This window comes from Leucobacter sp. Ag1, from assembly GCF_000980875.1.
GTDB classification, from domain to species: Bacteria; Actinomycetota; Actinomycetes; order Actinomycetales; family Microbacteriaceae; genus Leucobacter; species Leucobacter iarius.
On record NZ_LAYO01000108.1, the window covers coordinates 28,244 to 45,703 of the forward strand.

17 protein-coding genes are annotated in these 17,460 nt (G+C 71.6%); 7 read left to right on the forward strand and 10 right to left on the reverse strand.

From position 1 onward, the window contains the following. Positions 1 to 47: 47 nt before the first annotated feature. The 5 genes from XM48_RS13830 to XM48_RS13850 all read left to right on the forward strand — a co-directional run bounded on the left by XM48_RS13830 (position 48) and on the right by XM48_RS13850 (position 5,180). Positions 48 to 827, forward strand: a complete 780-nt coding sequence (locus tag XM48_RS13830) for a phosphatase PAP2 family protein (RefSeq protein ID WP_052961530.1) — start codon at positions 48 to 50, stop codon at positions 825 to 827. A gap of 86 nt (positions 828 to 913) precedes the next feature. Next, a complete protein-coding gene (locus XM48_RS13835) occupies positions 914 to 2,251 on the forward strand; it encodes an LCP family protein (RefSeq protein WP_046456495.1) in 1,338 nt (445 codons plus the stop codon). A 16-nt stretch (positions 2,252 to 2,267) separates the two neighbouring features. Continuing rightward, positions 2,268 to 3,461 (forward strand): FtsW/RodA/SpoVE family cell cycle protein, encoded by a 1,194-nt coding sequence (locus tag XM48_RS13840; RefSeq protein ID WP_046456496.1) that lies wholly within the window; start codon positions 2,268 to 2,270, stop codon positions 3,459 to 3,461. A gap of 58 nt (positions 3,462 to 3,519) precedes the next feature. After that, entirely contained in the window at positions 3,520 to 4,530 is a 1,011-nt protein-coding gene (locus XM48_RS13845; protein WP_052961532.1) for a sensor histidine kinase KdpD, read from the forward strand. Then, positions 4,527 to 5,180, forward strand: coding sequence for a response regulator transcription factor (locus XM48_RS13850; protein ID WP_046456424.1), 654 nt, complete (start codon positions 4,527 to 4,529; stop codon positions 5,178 to 5,180). Before XM48_RS13845 ends, XM48_RS13850 begins: the two co-directional genes overlap by 4 nt. A gap of 35 nt (positions 5,181 to 5,215) precedes the next feature. Here XM48_RS13850 and XM48_RS18020 read toward each other — a convergent pair whose 3' ends face one another. The 4 genes from XM48_RS18020 to XM48_RS13865 form a co-directional block, all read right to left on the reverse strand. Continuing rightward, complete coding sequence (locus XM48_RS18020; RefSeq protein ID WP_156175073.1) at positions 5,216 to 5,383, reverse strand: hypothetical protein; 168 nt, start codon at positions 5,381 to 5,383, stop codon at positions 5,216 to 5,218. A 25-nt stretch (positions 5,384 to 5,408) separates the two neighbouring features. Further along, positions 5,409 to 6,860, reverse strand: coding sequence for a catalase (locus XM48_RS13855; RefSeq protein WP_046456425.1), 1,452 nt, complete (start codon positions 6,858 to 6,860; stop codon positions 5,409 to 5,411). Positions 6,861 to 6,934: 74 nt separating this feature from the next. Beyond that, on the reverse strand, positions 6,935 to 7,357 hold the full coding sequence (locus XM48_RS13860; RefSeq protein WP_046456426.1) for a Fur family transcriptional regulator: 423 nt from the start codon (positions 7,355 to 7,357) through the stop codon (positions 6,935 to 6,937). Positions 7,358 to 7,368: 11 nt separating this feature from the next. Beyond that, the gene (locus XM48_RS13865) at positions 7,369 to 8,205 is read right to left on the reverse strand and encodes a helix-turn-helix transcriptional regulator (protein WP_084821200.1); all 837 of its coding nucleotides are present in this window, start codon (positions 8,203 to 8,205) and stop codon (positions 7,369 to 7,371) included. A gap of 143 nt (positions 8,206 to 8,348) precedes the next feature. Here XM48_RS13865 and XM48_RS13870 point away from each other — a divergent pair, with 143 nt between their 5' ends. Further along, positions 8,349 to 9,656 (forward strand): MFS transporter, encoded by a 1,308-nt coding sequence (locus XM48_RS13870; protein WP_231580887.1) that lies wholly within the window; start codon positions 8,349 to 8,351, stop codon positions 9,654 to 9,656. Here the strand turns inward: XM48_RS13870 and XM48_RS13875 are convergent. Both XM48_RS13875 and XM48_RS13880 read right to left on the reverse strand, forming a co-directional pair. Next, a complete protein-coding gene (locus XM48_RS13875) occupies positions 9,646 to 10,398 on the reverse strand; it encodes an HAD family phosphatase (RefSeq protein ID WP_084821188.1) in 753 nt (250 codons plus the stop codon). The genes XM48_RS13870 and XM48_RS13875 overlap by 11 nt on opposite strands. 9 nt (positions 10,399 to 10,407) lie before the next feature. Then, the gene (locus XM48_RS13880) at positions 10,408 to 10,995 is read right to left on the reverse strand and encodes a hypothetical protein (protein WP_046456427.1); all 588 of its coding nucleotides are present in this window, start codon (positions 10,993 to 10,995) and stop codon (positions 10,408 to 10,410) included. A gap of 150 nt (positions 10,996 to 11,145) precedes the next feature. Here XM48_RS13880 and XM48_RS13885 point away from each other — a divergent pair, with 150 nt between their 5' ends. Continuing rightward, positions 11,146 to 12,783, forward strand: coding sequence for an amidohydrolase (locus XM48_RS13885; RefSeq protein WP_231580888.1), 1,638 nt, complete (start codon positions 11,146 to 11,148; stop codon positions 12,781 to 12,783). Positions 12,784 to 12,839: 56 nt separating this feature from the next. On the opposite strand, the gene XM48_RS13890 is transcribed toward XM48_RS13885, so the two are convergent. The 4 genes from XM48_RS13890 to XM48_RS13905 all read right to left on the reverse strand — a co-directional run bounded on the left by XM48_RS13890 (position 12,840) and on the right by XM48_RS13905 (position 17,396). After that, a complete protein-coding gene (locus tag XM48_RS13890) occupies positions 12,840 to 13,520 on the reverse strand; it encodes a hypothetical protein (protein ID WP_156175074.1) in 681 nt (226 codons plus the stop codon). Between the two features lie 220 nt (positions 13,521 to 13,740). Continuing rightward, the gene (locus XM48_RS13895) at positions 13,741 to 14,667 is read right to left on the reverse strand and encodes a carbohydrate ABC transporter permease (protein ID WP_231580889.1); all 927 of its coding nucleotides are present in this window, start codon (positions 14,665 to 14,667) and stop codon (positions 13,741 to 13,743) included. A gap of 2 nt (positions 14,668 to 14,669) precedes the next feature. After that, positions 14,670 to 16,022, reverse strand: a complete 1,353-nt coding sequence (locus XM48_RS13900) for a carbohydrate ABC transporter permease (protein WP_231580890.1) — start codon at positions 16,020 to 16,022, stop codon at positions 14,670 to 14,672. A 60-nt stretch (positions 16,023 to 16,082) separates the two neighbouring features. Beyond that, entirely contained in the window at positions 16,083 to 17,396 is a 1,314-nt protein-coding gene (locus tag XM48_RS13905) for an ABC transporter substrate-binding protein (RefSeq protein ID WP_046456429.1), read from the reverse strand. Positions 17,397 to 17,460: the final 64 nt, after the last annotated feature.

The following is a 17,460-nucleotide window of genomic DNA, read 5'->3' on the forward strand; positions in this document are numbered from 1 at the left end:
GCGGTGCACCGATCCCGGAGCACCGCGCAACCGACGGGAGGATCCGGATGACCCGGACGACCACGACGCAGCCGATGCGCGAGCGAGGCGCGCAGCATACGCAGCACGCGCACCGTGCGCCGCGCGCGACGCACGCACCGGACGACCGGGCGGGCTTCGGCGCGCAGCGCGGGATCCTGCGCCGGGCTCAGCGGCCCGCCGTCGCGTTCGTCACGACCGCTGTGGTCGCCGCCGCCGTGATCGCGCTCGGCTTCGTGATGCGTGCGCACCCGGTCGACGCCGGGATCGTGGCCGCGTTCAACCGGGATCACGTCGGGGCCTGGGGCTTCGTCGCGGACGCGATCTACCGGCTCTTCAGCCCCGTCCCGGCCGTCGTGCTCGTCGTCGCGCTCGCCCTGCTCGTCTGGTGGCGCTCGCGCTCCGTGATCCCGGCGCTGGCGTTCGGCGGCACGATCGCGGTGACCTGGCTGCCGGTCGCGGCGATCAAGATCCTCGTGGATCGCCCGCGCCCCGATCTGTCGCTGCTCACGCACCTCCCGGCCCAGGTCCAGACCGACGGATCGTTCCCGAGCGGGCACACGGCGTTCGCCGTCTCGCTCTCGATCGGGATCTGGTTCCTGCTGCGCGACAGCCGGTGGGAGGGAGTCGCGATCGTCGGAGGCGTCGCGTTCACCCTGCTCGTCGGCGCCGCGGTCGTGAGCGACGGCCTGCACTACCCGAGCGATGCCCTCGCCTCGATCGTGTGGGGGCTCGCGATGGCGCCGACGGCGCGGATCCTGGTCGCCGACGTCGCACTGAGCCGGCTCGCGGCGCGATTCGCGCACTGACCGCGCACGTCGCACGTCGCGCGCCCCGCGCATCCGGTGCTCCGGCACCCGCCCCACCGCCACGAACCACGGAACGGACGGAACCCATGTCTCGACGACCCCGGAACCCGCAGCCGCTCGACGCCCCGGCCCCGCGCAGGCGGCGGATGAGCCGCCGGAAGCGCCTGCTCGTCACGATCTCGGTCGTGCTGACGGCGCTCCTCGTCGCGGCCGGAGCGGCGGCCGCGTTCGTGCTGCGCAGCCTGAACGAGGGGATCGTGCGCTCGGACTTCGCGCTGCCGCACGCGACGAAGAAGCCCGAGCCCGGTGAGCAGAACATCCTCATCATGGGCATGGACACCCGCGTCGACCAGCGGGGCGAACCGTTGCCGAAGCAGGTGTACGAGGCTCTGCACGCGGGCACCGAGGACGACGGCGGGTACAACGCGAACGTGCTCATGCTGATCCACATCCCCAAGGATCGGAAGAAGTCGGTCGGCATCTCGATCCCGCGCGACGACTACGCCGAGATCGTCGGCGCCCCGCTCGGGGTGACGCATTCGAAGATCAAGGAGGCGTACGGCCTCGCGATGCAGCAGCGCATGAACGAGCTGCAGGGCGACGAGAAGCTGTCGCCGGACGAGAAGTACCAGCAGGCGCGCGCCGCCGGCCGGCAGGCGCAGATCGAGACCGTCTCGCACTTCCTCGGCGATGTGCGCATCGACCACTTCGTCGAGATGACGATGGGCGGTTTCTACTACGTCTCCGAGGCGGTCGCCCCGATCACGGTGTGCCTGAACCGGGCGACCGAGGACAGCTACTCGGGCGCCCGCTTCGCGGCGGGCGTGCAGGAGCTCGACGCGCAGCAGGCCATGAGCTTCGTGCGCCAGCGCCGAGACACGGGAGTCGACGGTCCCGAGCTGACCGACCTCGACCGCGCGCGGCGCCAGCAGGCGTTCCTCGTGGCGCTCGCCGACAAGCTGAAGCAGCAGAGCACCCTGACCGACCCGAAGACCGTGACGGAGCTCGTCGGGGTCACCCAGTCGCACGTCGCGCTCGACACCGGCTTCGACGTGCTCGGGTTCCTCGACATCGCCCGCACGGCCGCGCAGAACGGGATCGAGTTCGTCACCCTGCCGATCGTCGAGTTCAGCACGATCGACGGGGCCGCCGTGAACATCGTCGACCTCGACGAGATCCACCGGGTGACCGCATCGCTGCTCGGCACGGCGCCGCCCGCGACGCCGAAGCCGGCGCCGACATCGGCGCCCGGCGAGCCGGGTGCGCCCGCGGCAGAGGGATCCGCCCCGGCGCCGAACTCGAACCCGACCGCGCCGACCGCGGCGCCCGATCCCGCGCCTGCGAAGACTCCGGCCTCGGGTCCCACCTCTTACGGCTCCTGGGACGAGCCGATCCGTCCCGGCACCCGCCCCTGCGTGAACTGAGCCCGCCGTGTCCACGATGCAGCGCAGCACCATCGGCCTCCCCGAAGCAGCCCCGGCCCGGTTCCGGCTGATCCCCGAGGCGCCCGGACCGCTGCGCCGCCTCACCGTCGCGCTGCTCGTCATCGTGCTGCTGCTCGTCGCCGTCGGCGTGGTCATGGTGCAGTCGGCCGGCGAGGTCACGGCCATCGCGGCCGGCCAGTTCCCGCTCGAGGGGCTGATGCGGCAGAGCGCGTACGCGATCCTCGGCCTCGGCGCGATGCTCGTGCTGAGCCAGGCGCCCACCGCGCTGCTGCGCAGGTACGCCTGGGTCGCGCTGCTCGGCGGCTTCGCCCTGCAGGCGCTCGTCTACACCCCGCTCGGCTACGAGGCCGGGGGCAACCGCAACTGGCTGCAGCTCGGCCCCGTCTCGATCCAGCCCGCCGAGTTCATGAAGATCGTGCTGCTCGTCTGGATCTCGACCGTGCTCGCCGCCAAGCGCAAGCTGCTGTCGCGCTGGGTGCACGTCGTGATCCCGATCCTGCCCGTGGTCGCGCTGTCGATGCTCATCAACGTGATCGGGGGCGACCTCGGCACGCTCATGATCATCGCGGCGCTCGTGTTCGGTTGCCTCTACTTCTCGCAGGTGCGCCTGCGGATCCTCGCCGGGATCGCGGGCGTCGCCGTGCTCGGCATCGGCGTCATGACCGTCATCAAGCCCAACCGCGTGTTCCGCATCACGCACTTCCTCGAGGTCGACTGCGTCACGGACGCGGCGCACGCGCAGGGCATGTGCTGGCAGTCGCTCAACGGCTTCTGGGCGCTCGCGGGCGGCGGCCTGTTCGGCACCGGCATCGGCGGATCCACCGCCAAGTGGTCGTGGCTGCCCGAGGCCGACACCGACTTCATCTTCGCGATCGTGGGCGAGGAGCTCGGCTTCGTGGGCGCCGTCTCGGTCGTGCTGCTGTTCGCCGCGCTCGCCGCCGTGCTGCTCGCGCTCATGGCGCGCTGCCACGACCCGTTCGCCGTCTCGGTGATCGGCGGGTGCATGACCTGGATCACCGCCCAGATGCTCGTGAACGTCTCGGTGGTGCTGGGGTTCGTGCCCGTGCTCGGGGTGCCGCTGCCGCTCGTGTCGGCGGGCGGTACCTCGCTCGTCTCGACGCTGATGGCGGTCGGAGTGGTGCTGTCGTGCGTGCGCGAGCAGGGGCTCGCGGCGGATCCCGGGCCCTGACGTGCGAGAGTGGACCCGGGCCCGGCTTCGGGCCGTGCGCAGACGGAGGGGGAGCGAGATGCCCGCAACCCGGATCGAGCCGGGGGAGCTGCCCGACGAGCGGGCCTACCGGCGGTCGGCCTCGCAGATCGGCTGGCAGGTCATGGCGGTGTGCGCCGGGCTCGTCGTGATCGGCGGCGGCGTGATCCTCGCGTTCGTGTTCTGGCAGACGACCCCGTGGGAGGCGAATCAGCCGCCGCAGCCGGGGGAGATCGAGGTGCGCCTCGATCCCGGCGAGCTGGTGCTCGCGGTCGTGCTGCTCGCGACGGGAGCCGTGCTGAGCGCCGGCTTCGCGGCCCGCATGATCGCCCGCAGGGCCGTGCAGCCGCTCGACGAGGCGTTCCAGCTGCAGCGCCGCTTCGTCGCCGACGCCAGCCACGAGCTGCGCACCCCGCTCGCGGTGCTGGGCGCCCGGGCGCAGCAGCTGGCCGCGATGACCCCCGACGGGGATCCGCGGGGCGCGATCGTCGCGGAGCTGCGGCAGGACGTGCGCAACCTGGCCGTGGTGATGGACGACATGCTCGACGCCGCGACGGGCGCGGCGGCGGCCCGCGGCCGGGCAGCGCTCGACGGCGTGGCCGGCGAGGTGGCCCGCGACCTCGCGACCGTCGCCGAGGAGTTCGGCGTCGCGATCGCGGTGGTGGCCCCGCCCCTCGCGGTCGCGATGCCCGAGAGCGCCCTGCGGCGCTGCCTCGTCGCGCTCGTCGACAATGCGCTCGATCACTCGCCCGCGGGCGGCACGGTGCGGATCGAGGCCGAGCGGCGCGGCGGTTCCGCGGTCCTGACGGTGTCCGACGAGGGGCCCGGGATCCGGGGCGTCGCCCCCGAGCGGGTGTTCGACCGTTTCGCCCACGGCACGCCCCCGCGTACCCCGCGCGGCCGCGGCCGCACGGGCCGGGGGATCGGCCTCGCGCTCGTGCGCGAGCTCTGCGAGGCCTCCGGCGGCGAAGCTCGGGTCGCGTCGACCGGGCCGGACGGGACGCGGTTCGAACTGAGCCTGCCGCTCGCCGCGGACGGGGCCTCGAGATGATGCGCCTGCTGCTGGTCGAGGACGACCCGAGACTCGGTCCCATCATGCGCGACGTGCTCGGCGTCGACTGGCGGGTCGAGCTCGTCGAATCGGCGGAGGCCGCGCGGGACGCGGTGCGCACGACGGCCTTCGACGCGATGGTGGTCGACCGCGGCCTGCCGGGGATCAGCGGCGAGGACTTCGTGCGCGAGCTGCGCCGGCAGCGGATCGCGACCCCGATCCTGCTGCTCACCGCCCTCGGGCAGCTGCACGACCGGGTGGAGGGGCTCGACGCGGGCGCCGACGACTACCTCGTGAAGCCGTTCGAGTTCGAGGAGCTGAACGCCCGGCTCCGGGCGATGACCCGCAGCTACGACCAGCCGCTCGGGGTCGAGATCGGCGGGTGGTTCTTCTCGCCCGAGGACCGCAGCATCGAGTCGCCCTACTCGGGTCGGATCGCGCTGACCGAGACCGAGACGGCACTGCTCGCCGTGCTCGTCGCCGAGCCGGAGCGCACCTTCACCCGGGAGCAGCTGCTCGAGCGGGTCTTCGCGCAGGGCGAGCGCGCGACGACGGTCGAGACCTACGTGCACTACCTGCGCCGCAAGATCGACCGCGACCTGATCCGCACGGTGCGCGGTCGCGGGTACCGGCTCGGCGCGCTCGACTGAGCGAGCGGCCGAGGCCGGTACCCGCGAGGTGCGGGTCAGTCGCAGCAGCCGCAGCCGCGGCGGCGCACCAGCATCTCGTTCGGCTGCATCACGAGGCGCGAGTAGCGCTCGGCGCGCTTCGCGGCGGCCTCATCGATGCGATCCGTGCGCTTCGCGCTGCGGCCGGTGGTGCTGCTCTCGGAGGAACGGACGGACGGGTTCATGGGGTTCTCCAATGCTCGTGCGGGCTCAGGCCAGGTTCGCGCGGAGCGCGGCACCCAGCTCGGCGTCGACGCTGCTCCAGTAGGCGATCGCGCGTTCGCGGATATCGGCGTTCTGCACGGATCCGACGGCGCCCGTGATGGTCGCGAGGAAGCGCTCCTTCGCGGCCGCGTCGAACACGTCGCGGTAGAGGGTGCCGGCCTGGCCGAAGTCGTCGTCCTCGGCGTGCAGGGTCGCCGCGGCGCGCACCAGCTCGCCGTCGGACTCCCAGGAGCCCGCACCCGCGGCGGCGGGATCGGCGACGGGGCCGCCGAGCGAGTTGGGGGCGTAGACCGGCGTGCTCGGCGAGTTGAAGCCGTGCCGCTGCGCGCCGTCCTGCGAGTAGTTCGCGACCGGTGCCACGGGGGCGTTGACCGGGATCTGGGTGTAGTTCGTGCCCACGCGGTAGCGCTGCGCGTCGGGGTACGAGAACACGCGGGCCATCAGCATCTTGTCGGGCGAGATGTCGATGCCGGGGACGGTGTTCGCCGGTGAGAAGGCGGCCTGCTCGATCTGCGCGAAGAAGTTCTCGGGGTTGCGGTTCAGCGTGTGGACGCCCACCTCGATCTTCGGGTAGTCCGCGTGCGGCCACACCTTGGTCAGGTCGAAGGGGTTGAAGCGGTAGGTCTTCGCCTCCTCGTAGGGCATGACCTGGACCGAGACCTTCCAGGCGGGGAAGTCGCCGCGCTCGATCGCCTCGTACAGGTCGCGGCGGTAGTAGTCGGCGTCGGCACCGGCGATCGCCTCGGCCTCCTCGCCGCTCATCTCCTCGTTGCCCTGCAGCGCGTCGAAGTGGTACTTCACCCAGAAGCGCTCGCCCTCCGCGTTGATCCACTGGTAGGTGTGCGAACCGAAGCCCGGCATGTGGCGCCACGAGCGGGGCAGGCCGCGGTCGCCCATGAGGTAGGTGACCTGGTGGGCCGACTCGGGCGAGAGAGTCCAGAAGTCCCACTGCATGTCGGCGTCGCGCAGGCCGGAACCCGGCAGGCGCTTCTGCGAGTGGATGAAGTCGGGGAACTTGATGCCGTCGCGGATGAAGAACACGGGGGTGTTGTTGCCGACGATGTCGTAGTTGCCCTCGCTCGTGTAGAACTTCACCGAGAAGCCGCGAACGTCGCGCCAGGTGTCGGGCGAGCCCTGCTCTCCGGCGACCGAGGAGAAGCGCTGCACCGTCTCGGTGCGCGCGCCGGGCTGGAACACCGCGGCCCGGGTGTAGGCCGAGACGTCGCCGGTGACGACGAACTCGCCGAAGGCGCCGCCGCCCTTGGCATGCACGATCCGCTCGGGGATCCGCTCGCGGTTGAACTGGGCCAGCTTCTCGACCAGGTAGCGGTCGTGCAGCGCGATCGCGCCGTCAGGACCGGCGCTGAGCGAGTGGGCGTCGCTCGCGACCGGCGTTCCGGTCTGGGTGGTGGTCTGCGGGGTCTGGGGGCTGGACATGGCTCTCCTTGGGGGATTTCCGGGCACGACGAATCACCGCCCGGCCGTGGGGCGGGCGGACGAACGCGAGTCGTCTATGCGGCCGAGGCTCGGCACGTGGGGCACAGGCCCCAGAACGTGACCTCGGCGGTCTGAACGGTGAAACCCGACGTGGACGACGGGTCGAGGCACGGCGCGTGACCGACGACGCAGTCCACATCACCGACCGCACCGCATTCGGTGCAGACGATGTGGTGGTGGTTGTCGCCGACGCGCCGTTCATACAGCGCCGCGGATCCTGCCGGCTCGATCCGGCGGGCGAGGCCCGCCTCCGTCAGGTCCGCGAGGATGTTGTGCACCGACTGGATCGAGGTGGTCGGCACGGTTCTCGCGACCACCCGGAACACCTGGTCGGCGTCCGAGTGGGGCATGGAGGCGAGCGCGTCGAGCACGGCGACCCGGCCAGCGGTCGCACGCAATCCGGCACTGCGCAATGCCGATTCGAGCGTCGTCTCCATGTTCCCCAACCCTACCACTTAGTTTTTAGTGATTCAAAAATAGATGCCGTGTCCGGCGTGGCCCCGCTCCGATTCTCCCGCAGCGGGCCGCGATCCTCCAGGGCGAGCGAGCGCCGGTACCGGCCGGGCGTCTGCCCGACGAGCTCGGTGAAGGCGTCGATGAACGCGCTCGGGTTCGCCCAGCCGCACGCCGTGGCGGTGTCGACCACCGAGACCCCGTCGGTGAGCAGCAGGAGCGCGCGGTGCACGCGCAGCTGGATCCGCCACTGCCGGAAGCTCATGCCGACCTCCTGCCGGAACAGGCGGCTGAGCGTGCGACCGCTCGCGCCGACCCTGCGGCCGAGCTGCTCGAGGGTCTCGGGGCTCGACAGGTCCTGCTCGACCAGGCGGGTCAGGGCGCGGAGCCGGTCGTCGTGCGGCTCCGGCAGGTGCAGGGGCTGCTCGGGCGTCGCGCACACGTCCTCGATGATCACGCGGCGCAGCCGATCCCGCGACTCGGGCGAGCGCGACGGATCCCCGGTCAGCGTCAGCGCGGCCTCGCGCGCCAGGGCGCTCATCGCGAGCACCGCCGGTCGCGCGGGAAGCAGCCCCGCGAGCTCGGTGGGCAGGAACACGACCCGCATGTCGGTCGCCCCGTGCGCCCGGTGCCGGTGCCGGAACCCCGCCGGGATCCAGACCACCCGGTTCGACGGGGCGATCCACGATCCGTCGTCGGTGACGAGCGAGAGCACCCCGGTCGCCGGGTATACGAGGTGCCCCATGGCGTGCAGGTGCACGGGGGTGCGCTCGGCGTGGTCCAGGAGCAGGATCTGCTCGGGCGCGAGCGAGTCGTGGCGGGTTTCAGGCATCATCGGTCACTGTACCGGTGGATCGCCTCCGCCGGCGGCGATGGAATGGAAGCACTGGTCGGAATCCCCGACCGCGTCCCGATGCCGAGCCGCCGCAGCCCCTGCCGCTCGTGCGTCTCGGCCCCCTCGTGAAGGAGCCGCCCGTGCGCACCTCGGAAATCCCGATCACCGACGACCTCCCGGTCGAGGCCGCGCGGCCCGACGAGCGTCCGGTCGAACGCTCCCGGAGCCGGGGCGGCATGCTGCTGCTCGCCGCCGGCCTGATCCTCATCGGCCTCAACCTGCGCATCGGCGTCGCCTCGATCGGACCGGTGCTCGGCGAGATCCGCGACGCGCTGGGGCTCTCGACCACCGCGGCGGGCCTCCTCACCACGATCCCGGTCTTCGCCTTCGGCGCCTTCGCGTTCCTCACGCCCGGGCTCACGCGCCGCCTCGGCATGCACCGGCTGCTCGGCGTCACCATGATCGTGCTCGCCGCCGGGATCCTGCTGCGCCTGCACCCGAGCCTCGTCGGGCTGTTCGTCGGGACCGTGCTCGTCGGCGCCGCGATCGCCGTCGGCAACGTGCTCATGCCGCCCGCCATCAAGCAGGACTTCTCGCATCGGTCCGGGCTCATGATGGGGCTCTACTCGACCGCCCTGTTCGTCGGCGCGGCCGCCGCATCGGGCCTGACCGTTCCGCTGCTGCCGCTGGTGGGCGGCGACTGGCGTGCGGCGCTCGCCGTCTGGGCGGCGCCCGCGATCCTCGCCGCCGCGATCTGGATCCCGCAGATGCGCCGCTCGCCCGGCTGCGCGCGGGCCGGCGCCGGGGTCGCCGACGCGCCCTCCGAGGCCGGCGAGCCGCCGTTCCGCGCGATCCTCGGCGACCCCATCGCCATCGCCGTCACCGCGCTCATGGGTCTGCAGAGCGCCGCCTACTACACGAGCCTCACCTGGGTGCCGACGATCCTGCAGGACGCCGGCATCGCCGCCGGCACCGCCGGCTGGCTGTTCGCGTTCTCGGCGTTCCCCGGGATCCTCGCCTCGTTCGTGGTGCCCGCGCTCGCGAAGCGGATCCGGCCCGTCTGGCTGCCGGTCGCGGTCGCGGTCGCGCTGATGGCCGCCGCCTACGTCGGGCTCGCGGTCGCCCCGGCCGCGGCGCCCTACCTGTGGATGACGCTGCTCGGCCTCGGGCAGGGCGCGTCGATCAGCCTGTCGCTCGCCTACATCGTGCTGCGCTCGCCCGACGCGCACCACACGGGTCACCTCTCGACGATGGCGCAGGGCTTCGGCTACCTGATCGCCGGGCTCGCGCCCATCGGCTTCGGCGCGGTGCACGCCCTCAGCGGGGAGTGGACGCTGCCGCTCGCCGCGCTCGGCCTGCTGCTCGTGCTCCAGCTCGTCGCCGGAGTCGTCGCCAGCCGGCCCGGGCACATCCGGGCCAGGGTTCCGGTGCGGCGCGTCAGTTCGTGACGCGGCGCGAGATCGAGTCGATCAGACCGGGCAGCTCGTCCATGCGCGTGAACACCGCGGCGGCGCCCGCCGCGCGCAGCGCCTCGGGCGCCGTGCGGGTGGGGCCCTCGGGAGAGAAGCCGAGCACGGTGGCACCCGCCGCCACGCCCGCGGTGGTGCCCGAGACGGTGTCCTCGACCACGATCGCGCGGTCCGCGTCGATACCGACCGCCGCGGCCGCCGCGAGGTAGACGTCGGGTGCGGGCTTGCTGCGGGGCTGATCCATGCCGCTCAGCACCCGGCCGCCGAACAGCGGGGCGAGGCCCGTCAGCTCGAGCTGCATCCGCGCCTTCGGCAGGTCGGCGCCCGTCGCGACCGCGATCCGGCCCGCGAAGCGCTCGGACGCCGCCGCAACGGCCTCTCGCGCTCCCGGGATCGCGGACAGCTCCGCGCGCAGACGCTCGTCGCGGCGCTCGCGGAACAGCCCGATCCACTCGTCGGTGATGCGGAAACCGGTGCGGTCCAGGATCACCTCCCACTCGTCCTTCAGCGCGCGACCGATGAACAATCGAATGCAGTCCTCCGCCGAGATCGCCCAGCCGAGCTCGTGCAGCATCTCGCGCAGCACGCCGTTCGTGATCAGCTCGGAATCGACGAGCACGCCGTCGCAGTCGAACAGCACCCCGTCGAAGCCGCCGCTCGCGGCCCCCGTCGTCGTATCGGAGGAGGCGGTGGCGGCGGTCGGCTGCGGGGTCCCGGTCATGCTCGGAGGCTATCCCACCTCGCTGAGGTCGATGAGCGCGAGCCGCGTGCCCGCGGAGGTCGGCCCCTCGAGCACCACGATCTCGGGGAGGCGCTCGCCCGAGCCGCTCGACGGCACCGAGAGCCGCTGCGCATCGAAGATCTCGATCAGCCCCTGCCCGACCGCGCGGTCGAGGACCGCCTGCGGCAGCTCGCCCGGCTGCACCTCGCGGAACCGCGTGTCGAGCGTGATGGACCCGTGCTCCGGGACCCGCACCAGCGCGCTGCGGTCGACCGTCGACCGCGCGCCGCCTCCCGACGACTCCGATTGGACCAGCTGCGTCCCCTCGGGGAACGAGATGCGCGCCCGATCCTCGACCGCGCTCAGGATCTCGGTCTCCGAGGCGGTCCGGCACGCCTGCGCGTCGTGGAGGAAGCACTCCGTGCCCCGCTCCTGGGTCTCGGGCAGCACCGACCCGACCCAGAACGCCAGGCCGACGAAGATCGCCACGGCGGCCGCGCCGAGAGCGACGACGAGGCCCCAGTGCGCGGAGGTCCGGGTCGCGAGCCGGGCCGGGCCGTCGACCTCGGTCGCCTCGGGGAGCTCCGGAAGCGTCATGGGATCCCTCTCCGCCGCGGGTGTCGGGCCGCCGCGGCTCCGGCCAGGATACTCAGCGGCGATGAATCCTCGCGGGGCACCCGGAAAGCCGATACAAGTAGTGGTGGGCGATGAACGCCCGGCGACCCGCACCGCGTCGAAAGGGCACCCGTGACCGACTCCCAGCTGCTCCGCTACACCGGTCGCTTCGTGCGCACCGACCTCGACTGCGTCGGAGGCGAGGGCTCACCCGCCGACCCGGCCGCCGCACCCGAGGCGATGCTCGTCCGAGACGGGATCATCGTCGCCATCGGGTCCCGCGACGAGGTGCCCGCGCCGACCGACGCCCGCAGCATCGACCTCGGCGAGGGCTGGGCGATCCCGGGCCTCATCGAGCCGCACGGCCACCCCTCCGAGGCCGCGACCCTGCTCGGCGACGACGCCATCGACATCCGACCCGTCACCATCGGGACCGCCGACGAGGTGTGGGCCGCGATCCGCTCGGCGCTCGCCGCCGAGCCCCGGCCGGCGCGCGTCGTCGCGAACGGGTGGGATCCGCTGCTGCAGCGCGGCCTCGTGCCGCCCACGATCCAGGATCTCGACGCGCTCGCGGGCGAGATCCCGCTGGTGATCGTGCACAACTCGCTGCACTCCGTCTACTTCAACTCCGCCGCCGCGCGCGAGGCGGGCGTCGACCGCGACACCCCGGACCCCGCGGGCGCCTCCTACGGGCACGACGCGTCCGGCGAGCTCAGCGGCGTGGCCTACGAGGCCGCCGCGGTCGCCCGGATCGCGGGCCCCGCGCTGGCCGCCGCCGAAGCCGACATGCCCCGGCGCATGAGCGCGTACCTCGGCGACCTGCGCCGGCGCGGCATCACGACCATCGCCGATCTCACCTGGACCGAGGACCTCGCGCGCCTCGCGACCGGCATGTCCGCGGCCGGGCGGCTGCCGATCCGCCTGCGCGGCTACGAGATGTCGAAGCCCGGCGCGACCGCCACCGCCGCGCTCGACAACGGCGACGCCCGCTACCGGCAGGTGGGGATCAAGATCTGGTCGGACGGCTCACCCTGGGTGGGCAACATCGCGACCTCGTTCCCCTACCTCGACACGGCGGCGACCCGGGCGCTCGGCTTCGCGCCCGGCCACATCGGGCACGCGAACTACTCGACGGAGCAGCTCATCGAGATCGGATCGCAGTACGCGGGCGACGGCTGGCAGTTCGCCTGCCACGCGCACGGCGACGTCGCCATCGACAGCACCCTCGATGCCTACGAGGAGCTGATCCGGCGCTTCGGACTGCGGGACCACCGGTTCCGGATCGAGCACTGCGGCCTGATGACCCCGGCGCAGTTCGTGCGTGCGGCGGCGCTCGGTGTGACCGTCAGCCTGTTCGTCGACCACATCACCTACTGGGGCGACGTGCTGGTCGACGACCTGTTCGGTGAGCACGGAGCGGCGTGGGCGGACGCGGGCGCGGCCTTCGCGGCCGGGCACCGGGCGACGTTCCACAACGACGGCACCGTGACACCGTGCGAGCCGCTGCGCAACATGGCGGTCGCCGAGACCCGCACCTCGCGTACGGGGCGCAGGCTGGACGGCGGCACCGGGGTCAGGCGCCTCGACGCGCTGCGGGCGCACACCGCGAACGCGGCCTGGCAGCTGCGCAGCGAGCACGAGATCGGGGCGCTCGCACCGGGCCTCCGCGCCGACTTCGCGGTGCTCGACGTGGATCCGCGCACGGCGGAACCGGAAGCGCTGGCCAGGGCGCGGACGCTCGCGACCGCGGTCGACGGCGAGCTCGAATAGCGGGATCCCGGGCGGGGCCGGACCGGAGAACCGGTCGGAACTGAGCCGGCCCGGCGTCAGCCCTGCGGCCCGCCGCCGAGCTGCTGCGGCGTCGCGACGGTGCCGAGCGCCGCGCGCTGCTCGGGGTGCATCCAGGAGTAGTGCAGCGCGGAGTAGAGCAGCACCGGGTCGGCGTCGATCACGGCCGGCTGCAGGTCCCAGTGCTCGGCCCCGCGTTCGATCCGCAGGACGGGGACGAGCGCGGGAGCCTTGCCCGCGTTCCTGCGCCTCGTCGCGCGCACCGCGGTGACCTCGTGCCAGGCCACGTCGAAGTCGAAGCCCTGCAGCCGGATCGCGATGCCGCTCGTGCCGAAGGCGATGCACTGGCGATTCGCCCAGCTGCCTCGCGTGAACGATGCCGTGATCGCGTTCACGAACGCGAGGAGGAAGAAGAGGCCGAGCAAGCCGAAACCCGCGGCGACGATGAACGGCATCGGTCCCTGCATGCTCGGCGTCGTGCCGGCCTGCGCGAGCGTGCCCCACACGATCAGGCCGCACACCGCGGCGATGACGCCGCACGCGATGAGCAGCGGGAGCGGTGGCCGGCGCAGCGGCGCGACGTGCAGGTATGCGTCGGGTGCCGGGCGGTACGAGCGGTTGAAGAGCTCGGCCGGCATGATGCGGAGCGCCTTGCGCGACGGCGCACGACCGGCCCAGCCGTCGGGGATCGAGGCGATGCGCGGGTCGGGATCGGTCATGCGGCATACGTTACCCGCGGGCGACGATCGCGGCACCGCTTCCACCGAGTTATCCACAGGTGGAGGGCGGTTCGAAACTACACCGGTGTAATTTTCTCTTTGGAATTACACCTGGTCAGAACGGGTTTCGTGAAAACCGGATTCGCGTTTCTCCACGGGTGTCCCCAGTGCACTCCACAGAGTTGTCCACGAGCGGGACGCGGCGGTGGAGGCCGGGTCGCTACTTCGTCGACCCGGCCAGCAGCGCCGACACGAAGTAGCGCTGGAAGGCGAAGAACACGACGAGCGGGATCAGCATCGACAGGAACGCACCCGACGAGAGCACGTCGATGTTCGCCCCGAACTGCCGCAGCTGGCTCTGGATCGCGACCGTCACCGGCTGCGAGCTCGGGTTGGTGAAGATCAGGGCGACGAGCATGTCGTTCCACACCCACAGGAACTGGAAGATACCGAGCGACGCGATCGCCGGCATGCCGAGTGGGAGGATCACGCGGACGAAGATCCGCCACTCGCTCGCGCCGTCGATGCGGGCGGCCTCCATGAGTTCCGCGGGGATCTGCGTGAAGAAGTTGCGCAGGAGGAAGATCGCGAACGGCAGGCCGAACGCGGTGTGGAAGAGGATGACGCCGAGCACGGAGCCGAAGATCCCGAGTGCGCCGAACAGTTTCGACACCGGGATCAGTGCGACCTGCACGGGTACGGCCAGCAGCACGATCACCACGATGAGCAGGGCGTCGCGTCCGGGGAAGCGCATCCACGCGAACGCGTAGCCGGCGAGTGCCCCGATCACGACCACGAGCACGGTCGAAGGGACCGTGATCGCGATGGTGTTCCAGAACGAACCCATGAACTGCGCGTTGCCGAGCAGCCCCGCGTAGTTGTCGACCGTGAGCTGGGCGGGCGCGGCGAACACCGTCCACCAGCCGCTCGCGCTGTTGTCGGTGCTGCTGCGCAGCGACGAGAGGAAGAGTCCGAAGCTGGGCACCAGCCAGAACACGGCGACGATGCCGAGCACGAGGTTGACGACGCTCCGGCCCAGGAGCGCGCTCGTCCCGGAGCGGCGCGATCCCGCCGGGCGCGGTTTCGGAGCCCGGCGAGCCGACGCGATGGGATCGGTCCCGGGGGCGGTGGGGACGGTGGTGGCCACGGCTATCGACTCCGATCCTCGCGGAACCTGCGGACGTTGATGATCATCGACGGGATGACGAGCACGAGCAGCAGGATCGAGAGCGCGCTGCCGAGGCCCTGGTCGTTGCCGCCGCCGAACGACACCGTCCACATCTGCACCGCGATCACGGTCGCATCGGGCAGCGAGGACGGCGGCGGAATGACGTAGACGAGGTCGAAGATCTTGAGGACGTTGATGATCAGGGTGACGAACACGACCACGAGCACGGGGGCGAGCATGGGCACGGTGACACGGGTGAACACCTTCCACTCGCTCGCGCCGTCGATCCTCGCGGCCTCCTGCAGGGAGCGGTCCAGGGCCGAGAGGCCCGACGCGATCATCACCATGGCGAAGCCGGCCCAGATCCAGATGTAGCTCAGGATGATCACTGCGGTGACGAGTCCGGGCCCGAGCCAGGGGACCCCTTGGAAGCCGGCCGTGAAGTTCGATGCGGGCAGGCGCACGGTCGTCTCCCCGCCGCCGACCCCCTCGATGGCGAAGGTGCCGTCATCGGCGGTGGTCGCGGTGCCGATGACCGAGCCGTCCGCACCGAGCGCCTGCACCTCGACGCCGGGGAGGCCGCGCTTGCCGTCGCCGAGCGCTCCGACGGTGCCGCCTCCGCCCTTCACGAAATCGAGCCAGACGGTGCCGGTCACGGCGCCCGCCTTCGGCTCCGCGGCGACGGCGGGTTTCGCGCCCGCCGGCAACGAGTCCGGCTTCACCCCGACGAGCGGGAACTCCGCCGCCCGGCCGGGCGCCGAGACGAGTTCGAGGCCGCCCGCACGGTTCTCGATGCCGAGATCGGGCCGGGGCCGCGCGCCCGGATATCCGGCGGACGTCCCCGCCGCGTCGCTGATCGCGACGAGCCCCGCGTTGACGGCGCCGAGCTGCGGGTTCTCCTGGAACGTCGTGCGGAAGATCACGCCCGCGGCGACCATCGAGATGGCCATCGGCATGAACAGGATGAGCTTGAACGCGGTGCCCCAGCGGATCTTGTCGAGCAGCACGGCGAAGATGAGCCCGAGGATCGTGCAGCTGATCGGGACGACGAGTACCCAGATGAGGTTGTTCCGGATCGCCGTGAAGGTCTCGGGATCCGTGAACATGGTGACGTAGTTGCCGAGCCCCAGAAAGTCGGTTCCGGCCGCGTCGTAGAGCGACCGCCAGCCCGAGTAGATGACGGGGTAGGCGACGAGCGCGCCGAGCAGGATCAGGGCCGGCGCGAGGAACAGCCCGGCCGTGACGAGTTGGCGGCGCGAGAACGTGCGGCGGTGCCGCGATCCCCGTCCGCCCGTCTCGACTCGGCGCATGACCTCGGTCTGCGTGGTGGCCACGGATCCTCCCTCCGCTGCATCGGGCCCGCGCCGGAGCGCGGACCCGATGCCGTTCGGCGATTACTTCCAGGCGGCCGCGGCGGCGGCTTCGAGCTTCTGCTGGGTTCCCGCGACGTCGCTCGGGTTCTGGAAGAAGTCGATGAGGATCTGCCACTCGCCGGCGCCCTTGGTGCCGCCGAAGGCGCTGGGCGCGAGGTCGGACATGTCGAACCGGAACGTCTTGGCTCCCGTGAGCGCCTCGGCGATCTGCTTCGACGTCTCGTCCGGGTACTTCGCGGTGTCGACCTTCGAGTTCGGCGAGGTGAATCCACCGAGCTCCACCCAGACGGTCGCGGCCTCGGGCGACGCCAGGTACTGCATGAGCGCCGCGGCCCCCTTGTTGTCCTTCAGCTGCACGGCGGCGTTGCCGCCGCCGACCACCGAAGGGCCGGAGCCGTTGATGGCGGGGAAATCGTAGAACTTCGCGTTCTTGCCGACGACCGACTTGGTGCTCGACGCGATGTTGCCGGCGACGAAGTCGCCCTCGTAGACCGTGCCGGCCTTCGGCGGATCGCCGAACACCGCGGTCACCGAGTCGCCGAAGGTGCGCTGAGCGGTTCCCGGCTGGACCAGGGTCTTGTCGCCCCAGAGCTTGCCGAGAGTCTCGAGCGCCGTCTTCACCGATGGGTCGGTCCACGGGATCTCGTGCGTGCTCAGCTGGTCGTACTTCTCGGGGCCCGCGGTGCGCAGGTACACGTTCTCGAACCAGTCCGTGAGCGGCCAGCCCGCGTCGGCGCCGATGGAGAGTCCGTACACGCCCGAGTCGGAGACGGTCCCGAGCTGCTTCAGGAATCCGTCCCAGTCCTTCGGCACGGAAGCTCCGGCGGCATCGTAGACGTCGGTGTTGTACCAGACGGTCGACTTGTTGGAGCCCTTGAACCAGACGCCGTAGAGCTTGCCGTCGACCTTGCCGAGATCGACCCAGTCCTTCGAGTAGTTCTTCTCGACCTCGGCCTTCGTCGCCTGATCGACCTCGATGAGGGCCTGCTTCTTCGCGAGCTGCTGCATGAGGCCCGGCTGGGGGATCACTGCGACGTCCGGCGGATCCCCTCCGTCCACCTTCTGGCCGAGCACCGTGGCGACATCGGTGCCGTAGCTCGTGTAGTTGACCTTCGCGCCGGTCTGCTGCTCGAACTTCGCGAGCACCTGCTCGAAGTTCTTCTGCTCGGCACCCGACCAGTCGGCGGCGACGTTCAGCGTGACCCCCGAGAGTTCGGCGCCGCCCCCGCTGCCGCCACCCCCGTTCCCGCCGCCGGAGCAGGCGGTGAGGGCGAGCGCTGCCGCGCCCGCGAGCGCGATCAGAGCGGTGGGGATCCGTTGCTTCCGAGACTGCATGATGGGAGTCCTTTCCCCCGTTCCGGGGGCGGCCCTGCCCCTGGAAGGGCTGCCTTCACGCTAC

Excerpts from the sequence above, each read along its gene's own strand:
- XM48_RS18020 (WP_156175073.1), bottom strand. The coding sequence starts at position 5,383 with ATGAACCCGTCCGTCCGTTCCTCCGAGAGCAGCACCACCGGCCGCAGC.
- XM48_RS13865 (WP_084821200.1), bottom strand. The coding sequence starts at position 8,205 with ATGCCTGAAACCCGCCACGACTCGCTCGCGCCCGAGCAGATCCTGCTC.
- XM48_RS13850 (WP_046456424.1), top strand. The coding sequence starts at position 4,527 with ATGATGCGCCTGCTGCTGGTCGAGGACGACCCGAGACTCGGTCCCATC.
- XM48_RS13905 (WP_046456429.1), bottom strand. The coding sequence starts at position 17,396 with ATGCAGTCTCGGAAGCAACGGATCCCCACCGCTCTGATCGCGCTCGCG.
- XM48_RS13890 (WP_156175074.1), bottom strand. The coding sequence starts at position 13,520 with ATGACCGATCCCGACCCGCGCATCGCCTCGATCCCCGACGGCTGGGCC.
- XM48_RS13830 (WP_052961530.1), top strand. The coding sequence starts at position 48 with ATGACCCGGACGACCACGACGCAGCCGATGCGCGAGCGAGGCGCGCAG.
- XM48_RS13880 (WP_046456427.1), bottom strand. The coding sequence starts at position 10,995 with ATGACGCTTCCGGAGCTCCCCGAGGCGACCGAGGTCGACGGCCCGGCC.
- XM48_RS13840 (WP_046456496.1), top strand. The coding sequence starts at position 2,268 with ATGCAGCGCAGCACCATCGGCCTCCCCGAAGCAGCCCCGGCCCGGTTC.
- XM48_RS13835 (WP_046456495.1), top strand. The coding sequence starts at position 914 with ATGTCTCGACGACCCCGGAACCCGCAGCCGCTCGACGCCCCGGCCCCG.
- XM48_RS13860 (WP_046456426.1), bottom strand. The coding sequence starts at position 7,357 with ATGGAGACGACGCTCGAATCGGCATTGCGCAGTGCCGGATTGCGTGCG.
- XM48_RS13875 (WP_084821188.1), bottom strand. The coding sequence starts at position 10,398 with ATGACCGGGACCCCGCAGCCGACCGCCGCCACCGCCTCCTCCGATACG.
- XM48_RS13845 (WP_052961532.1), top strand. The coding sequence starts at position 3,520 with ATGCCCGCAACCCGGATCGAGCCGGGGGAGCTGCCCGACGAGCGGGCC.
- XM48_RS13855 (WP_046456425.1), bottom strand. The coding sequence starts at position 6,860 with ATGTCCAGCCCCCAGACCCCGCAGACCACCACCCAGACCGGAACGCCG.